Origin of the sequence: Microbacterium sp. CPCC 204701, from assembly GCF_004010105.1 — a bacterium.
Lineage (GTDB): Bacteria > Actinomycetota > Actinomycetes > Actinomycetales > Microbacteriaceae > Microbacterium.
In genome coordinates, this window is the sequence record NZ_RRYE01000174.1 from 1 (window position 1) to 6221 (window position 6221).

At 70.4% G+C, this 6221-nt stretch carries 5 protein-coding genes and 1 pseudogene; 2 read left to right on the plus strand and 4 right to left on the minus strand.

The window, feature by feature from the left end; genetic code table 11:
• Positions 1–1240, minus strand: a 1240-nt coding sequence (locus tag EIO58_RS10975; RefSeq protein ID WP_274543211.1) for a sugar-binding domain-containing protein, incomplete at its 3' end; no start/stop codon positions are given.
• Between the two features lie 530 nt (positions 1241–1770).
• Between EIO58_RS10975 and EIO58_RS18815 the strand changes: the two genes are divergently transcribed.
• On the plus strand, positions 1771–1917 hold the full coding sequence (locus EIO58_RS18815; protein ID WP_164861643.1) for a hypothetical protein: 147 nt from the start codon (positions 1771–1773) through the stop codon (positions 1915–1917).
• A 207-nt stretch (positions 1918–2124) separates the two neighbouring features.
• Here the strand turns inward: EIO58_RS18815 and EIO58_RS10980 are convergent, their stop codons facing one another.
• From EIO58_RS10980 to EIO58_RS10990, 3 genes are read right to left on the minus strand one after another with little or no spacing between them, the layout of a single operon-like run.
• Positions 2125–2970 carry a transglutaminase family protein gene (locus tag EIO58_RS10980; RefSeq protein ID WP_127819575.1) on the minus strand — a complete coding sequence of 282 codons (846 nt, stop codon included), beginning with the start codon at positions 2968–2970 and terminating at the stop codon, positions 2125–2127.
• Positions 2967–3899, minus strand: a complete 933-nt coding sequence (locus EIO58_RS10985; RefSeq protein ID WP_127819576.1) for an alpha-E domain-containing protein — start codon at positions 3897–3899, stop codon at positions 2967–2969. Before EIO58_RS10985 ends, EIO58_RS10980 begins: the two co-directional genes overlap by 4 nt.
• Positions 3893–5740: a circularly permuted type 2 ATP-grasp protein gene (locus EIO58_RS10990; protein WP_240658748.1), complete on the minus strand. Its 1848-nt coding sequence runs from the start codon at positions 5738–5740 to the stop codon at positions 3893–3895. Before EIO58_RS10990 ends, EIO58_RS10985 begins: the two co-directional genes overlap by 7 nt.
• A 134-nt stretch (positions 5741–5874) precedes the next feature.
• Between EIO58_RS10990 and EIO58_RS10995 the strand changes: the two are divergent.
• Positions 5875–6221 (plus strand): annotated as a pseudogene (locus EIO58_RS10995) (molybdopterin-dependent oxidoreductase); the annotation flags it as partial.

The window sequence follows — 6221 nt, forward strand, 5'->3', positions numbered from 1 at the left end:
GGCGCAGGCGATCCATGATCGCCTCCCGCCACTCCGGCAGAGCTGGCGGGTTGTGCTCCCAGCCCTCGTAGATGAATCCGTGCGTCTCGAGGTCGACCTCGACGACGACCCACAGCCCGTACTCGTCGCACAGCCGGAGGAACTCCGGATGCGGCGGGTAGTGGCTCGTGCGCACCGCGTCGATGTTCGCGCGCTTCATCATCACGATGTCGCGGATCATCGTCTCGCGATCCAGCGCGCGTCCCGTCTCGGGGTGATGCTCGTGGCGGTTCACGCCGTGGAACTTCACCGCCCGCCCGTTCACGGTGAACACGCCATCCACGATCTCGACGTGCCGGAAGCCGACCGCGAGCTCAACGGTCTCGCCCCGCGAGTGCAGCGTTCCGCGGTACAGGCGAGGGCGCTCGGCGCTCCACGGCTCCACCGGAACGGTCGCCGTGTCACCGGCAGGCATGCGGATGCCGAGCTCGGGGATCTCGACGACGGCCTCGGTCGAGGCATCCACCCGCAACGTGCCGAGGCCCGTCACCGCATCGAAGTCGGCGTGCACGAAGTGATCGTCGACGGCACCGTCGGGGCGCGCGAGAAGCTCGACATCGCGGAAGATGCCGGGGAGCCACCACATGTCCTGGTCTTCGAGGTAGGTGCCGGCCGACCAGCGGTGCACGCGCACGCACAGCACGTTGCGCCCCTCGCGCACCGGCGCGTCGAACTCGAACGGCAGGCGGCTGCCGGTCGACCAGCCGAGCTCTTCGCCGTTGAGCCACACCTTCGCGCACGAGTCCACGCCCTGGAAGCGCAGCACCGCCGAGCCCAAACCCGCCGGCACGTCGAACGCGAGCCGGTAGTCTCCGGTCGGGTTCTCGGTCGAGACGCGTGGGGGGTCGAGCGGGATCGGGTAGGCGGTGTTCGTGTAGAGCGGGCCCTCGTCGGTGCCCAGCATGTGGCGCGCAGATCCGCCGGCGAGAGGCGTGAACGCCTCGAGCACCCAGTGCGACGGCACCCGCATCTCGTCCCACGCGGAGTCGTCGAAGTCCTCGGCGAGGAACTCGCTCCCGGTGCCCTCGACCGTCGGCGAGAGCCGGAACCGCCACATGCCGTTGAGGCTGAGCACCACGGCGTCGCTCACCGCATCGGCGCGAGGCGCGCGACGGCCGGCACCCGGCGACGAGCTCTCCCAATAGCGGTCAGCCGCTGCGGTGGGGGTGGCGGCGGCTGACCGGCTATCCTGCATGTCCATGGCGGTGTGCATATCCATTCTGTGCCGAATGCGATTGCAGTCTAGCCTCAGGAAGAGTCCAGTGGCATCTGCGGTCGCGACGCTGGCTCTGAATCCGACCTCCTCGGCGACCCCGCTCGGCTCGAGCTGCTCGAGGAGACCTCACCGCCCTCGACCCTGACTCGCGCAGGCTCGCTCTCGCCGCGCGACCCGCTCAGGGGTCACGACACGCGGCAACCCACGCCCGGATGCGGCGCGTCGCGACACCCGGACGTTACGCCACTCCCCGCGCGACCCGCTCAGGGGTCACGACACGCGGCAACCCACGCCCGGATGCGGCGCGTCGCGACACCCGGACGTTACGCCACTCCCCGCGCGACCCGCTCAGGGGTCACGACACGCGGAAACCCACGCCCGGATGCGGCGCGTCGCGACACCCGGACGTCAGTCGGAATGCCTTGCCGGACGATGATCAGCCGCTCGGGCGGGAAACTCGCGCAGCGCTCGTCAACCCCTGTCGCCGTGCGCGCGCACTGCGTAACGTGGCGTTCATGGATGAACGCCGAAGCGAGAACGTCACCCCCGACGACGACAGTCCCACCGGCGGCGACGAGACGACCGAGGAGCAGCTGGACGCCGACAACCCCGTCGAGGAGGACACCCTCAAGACCCTCGACCCCGACAGCGCGCCGGCCTGAACGGCGCTCGAGGCTGGCGAACTCCTCCATCGGCGCGTGAAGTACGCGGGCGCCTCGCGCACGAACGGCGGCTGCGGCTGCGGGAAGTGCGTCGAGCAGGAGCCCGTGATGTCCGTGTCGTCCGAGGTGAGATCGGCGCAGATCACTCCGAATGCGCGCGCTCGAAGGAGCAGTGCGCCTCGGCGACCTCGCCTGAAGCCCCGCTCGCTACGCCTCCCGCGTGATCGTCACCTTCACGTGGAGGCTGCTCTTGAACGGTCCGGCGTACACCCCTCGCAGCGGCGGCACATCGTTGTAGTCGCGGCCCCGTCCGACGAGCACGTGGCGGTCGCCGATCTCGATGTTGTTGGTGGGGTCGAAGCCCTGCCATTCGCCGGCGAACCACTCGACCCACGCATGCGACTCGCCCGTGACCGCGACGCCGACCTCGGCCGACGGACGCGGGTGCAGGTAGCCCGACACGTAGCGCGCCGGGATGCCGACCTCGCGCAGTGCGCCGAGCGTGATGTGCGCGAGGTCCTGGCAGACGCCCTTGCGAGTCTCCCACGCCTCGCTCGCGGTGGAGTGGACGCCCGTGATGCCGTGCATGTACTCGACGGCGTCGCCGATGGCGACCGCGATGGCGTGCGCCGCCTGCCCGGGGCGGTCGTGCTGCGACGCGATCGAGCGGGCGAGCTCGGCCACCTCGGGATGGCACCGCGTGCGACGGGTCTGCGTGAGCTGCTCCACGGTGGCGATCGACCGGTTCGCCTCGCGCGCGAGGGCGTCCCACGTGAGGTCGATGTGCTCGAGCGGGCGCGGGCGCACCTCGACGAGCGAACGCGCCGTGATCGTCAGTGCCGAATGGGGCGACAGCACGTCGAACGCCGCGACGCGCGTGCCGAAGTAGTCGACGTACTGATTGACGGATGTCGAAGGCTCGATGTCGAGCGACGAGTTCAGCACGAACTGGCTGTCGGTCGAGCCCGGTAGCATGCGGGCCTCGTTGTACGACGCGGTCACGTCGCCCTGGTAGCTGAAGCCCGTCTGGTGCTCGATGCGGAGGCGCTTCACGAGATCTCTCCGATCCAGCTGGGCTCGGCCTGCGTCGGGAAGAACCTGCCGCGGATGGCCTCTGATGCCTCCCGTGTGACCGTCTGCACGCGCTGCATGTGCTGCGGCAGCTCGTTCAGGATCTCGGAGATCGGGCGATACTCGAGGTCGTTGCGGATCTGGCCGAAGGCGCGGAGCACCATGTTCGAGTGGCCGACGCGGTCGGCGCGCGGATCGATGGCGCTCATGCACTCCTCGGCGCGCTGGATCGAGTAGATGATCGAGCGCGGGAACAGACGGTCCAGCAGCAGGAACTCCGCGGCGTTGCGCGCGCTCGGCATGCCGCGGTAGGTGCGCAGGTAGGCCTCGTAGGCGCCGCAGGACCGCAGGATCGTCGTCCACGACGGGCCGGATGCCTCGGTCAGCGATCGCGTGGCGAGCAGGCGTGCCGTCATGTCGGTGCGCTCGATGCTGCGTCCGAGGGTGAAGAACTGCCACGCCTCGTCGCGGCTCGTCGAGGAGTCGACGATGCCCACGGCGAGCGCAGCGCGCTCGCGCACCCACTGGAAGAACTCGTGCACCCGGTCGTTCTGCAGGCGCCGCGGCATCCTCGCGTTCGTGGTGTTGAGCGTCTCCCACAGCTCGGTCGACACGATCTCGCGGGCCCGGCGCGCGTTCTCGCGGGACGCGGTGAGCGCGTACGCGATGCTCGACGGGTTCGTGCGGTCGACGGCCAGCCGCGCCAGGACGTCGCCCCGGCGGACGTGCTCGACGCCCTCGGGCGGAAGCGACCCCATGACGCTGAGCAGCGACCGGCACGCGGTGTCCTCGTCGATCCAGGGGTCTTCGAGCAGCAGCTGCAGGTGCACGTCGAGGATGCGCGCCGTCCCGTCGGAGCGCTCGATGTATCGCCCGATCCAGAACAGGCTCTCGGCGATGCGGCTCAGCATCTCGCTTCACCCCTGAGCATGTCCCGATCCCGGTCGCTCCCAGGCGCGCTTGTGGCCGATCGTGCGACATGATCGGCCGACATCGGAACGCGGTGGGTCAGGGCTCGGTGGGCAGGGGCGGATGCCTCGACCTGCGCCTGCTGCTGCTGTGCGGTCTGGGCGGCACGCTGCGGATCCGGCATCGAGCGGGCGTGCTCCTGCTCGTGCTGGTCGTGGTCGCCGCTGTCGGGATCCCGGGGCGCGTGCGCAGGCCGATGCTGCGGGTCGTAGACGATGGGGATCGCGGCGGTGACGGTGGCCGCCTGGTCGGCGACGAGGCCCGAGACGCCCTGCCCCTGCCCGTACTCCACGTGAGCGGGCGCGGATCCGCCGATGACCCAGGTGTCCTTCGACCCGCCGCCCTGGCTCGAGTTCACGACGAGCTGTCCTTCGGGCAGCGCGACGCGGGTGAGACCGCCGGGAAGCACCCACACGTCCTCGCCGTCGTTGACGGCGAAGGGCCGCAGGTCGGCGTGGCGCGGCCGCATGCCGTCCGCCACCAGCGTAGGGATCGTCGAGAGCATCACGACCGGCTGGGCGATCCAGCCCCGCGGGTCGGCGAGCAGGCGCTGCCGGAGGTTGGCGAGCTCGGCGGGCGAGGCATCCGGCCCCACCACCAGGCCCTTGCCGCCCGAGCCGTCGACCGGCTTCACAACCACCTCGTCGAGCCGGTCGAGCACCTCTTCGAGCGCCTCCGGGTCTTCGAGCCGCCACGTGTCGACGTTCTTGAGGATCGGCTCCTCGGCGAGGTAGTAGCGGATCAGGTCTGGCACGTAGGTGTAGAGCAGCTTGTCGTCGGCGACGCCGTTGCCCACCGCATTGGCGATCGTGACGTTGCCCAGGCGCGCGGCGAGCATGAGACCCGGCGCGCCGAGCATCGAGTCGGCGCGGAACTGCAGCGGGTCGAGGAAGTCGTCGTCGACGCGACGGTAGATGACGTCGACCCGCTTGGGCCCGCGGGTGGTACGCATGAACACCTTGCCGCCGATGCACAGCAGGTCACGGCCCTCGACCAGCTCGACGCCCATCAGCCGGGCCAGCAGCGTGTGCTCGAAGTAGGCGGAGTTGTAGACGCCCGGCGTCAGCACGACGACGTTCGGGTCTTCGATGCCGGCGGGGGCCGACGCACGCAGCGCCGCGAGCAGCTTGTTGGGGTAGTCGCCCACCGGCCGCACGCGCATCGAGACGAACAGCTCCGGCAGAGTCTGCGCCATCACCCGACGGTTCGAGATGACGTAGCTCACCCCCGACGGCACCCGCACGTTGTCTTCGAGCACGCGCATCTCGCCGTGCTCGTCGCGGATGAGGTCGATTCCCGACACCTGGATGCGCACGCCGTTGGCGGGCACGATACCGGCCGCCTGGCGGTAGAAGTGCTGCGAGCTCGAGATCAGCCGGGCCGGCAGCACCTCGTCGCGCACGCAGTGCTGATGCCCGTATGCGTCGGCCAGGAAGGCCTCCAGCGCCCGAACGCGCTGCTTGACGCCGGCCTCGATGCGCGACCACTCGTCATACGCGATGACGCGCGGCACGGCATCCAGCGGGAAGGGACGCTCCTCGCCCGCGAAGTCGAACGTGACGCCCTGCGCGAGGTACGAGCTCGCAAGCGAGTCGGTGCGGCCGCGCAGCTCCTCCTGGGTCATCTGCGCGAGCGCCTGATACAGCTCCCGGTACGCCGCGCGGGACTCGGCGGGAGCGCCGGGATGGGCGGGGCTGCCGAACATCTCATCGAACGGCGGGGTCCCCGAGGGCGTCTTGCGCGGCGCGAGCGTGGAGCCGTAGCCGTCGAACAGATCACCCATGCAAGGAGCCTAATGCGGGCCGTGTTGCCGCATTGTTTCGGGAGCGCCCGACGGCGGAGAGGTCGACGGCGGGTGTAAGCAGCCCGTAACCTCCTGCCCGTCCGTGCGTCGACGCCGCCGCCTAACCTGGTGGCATGGCGGCCCATCCGGCGGAGCGCGTCCCCGCACCCCTGACCTGGGTCGCGGGAGTGGCCGCCGTCGTGCTCGGCGCCGGGACCGGCGAACTCGTGGCCGGCATCGTGGCGCCGGCGTCGAGCCCGGTCGCCGCGATCGGGTCGGCTCTGATCGACATCGCGCCGACGTGGGCGAAGGATGCCGCGATCGCGCTCTTCGGCACCGCCGACAAGATCGCGCTCGTCGTCGGCATCGCCGTCGTGATGCTCGTCGTCGCGGCGCTGGCAGGGTGGGTGCAGCTGCGGTTCCCGCCGTGGGGGCTCGTGATCGCGGGCGGTCTCGGCGCGGTCGGCGGAGTGGTCGCCGC

Bases quoted from the DNA above. Each gene is read 5' to 3' on its own strand.
- EIO58_RS18815 (WP_164861643.1), top strand. From the start codon at position 1,771: ATGGATGAACGCCGAAGCGAGAACGTCACCCCCGACGACGACAGTCCC.
- EIO58_RS10990 (WP_240658748.1), bottom strand. From the start codon at position 5,740: ATGGGTGATCTGTTCGACGGCTACGGCTCCACGCTCGCGCCGCGCAAG.
- EIO58_RS10985 (WP_127819576.1), bottom strand. From the start codon at position 3,899: ATGCTGAGCCGCATCGCCGAGAGCCTGTTCTGGATCGGGCGATACATC.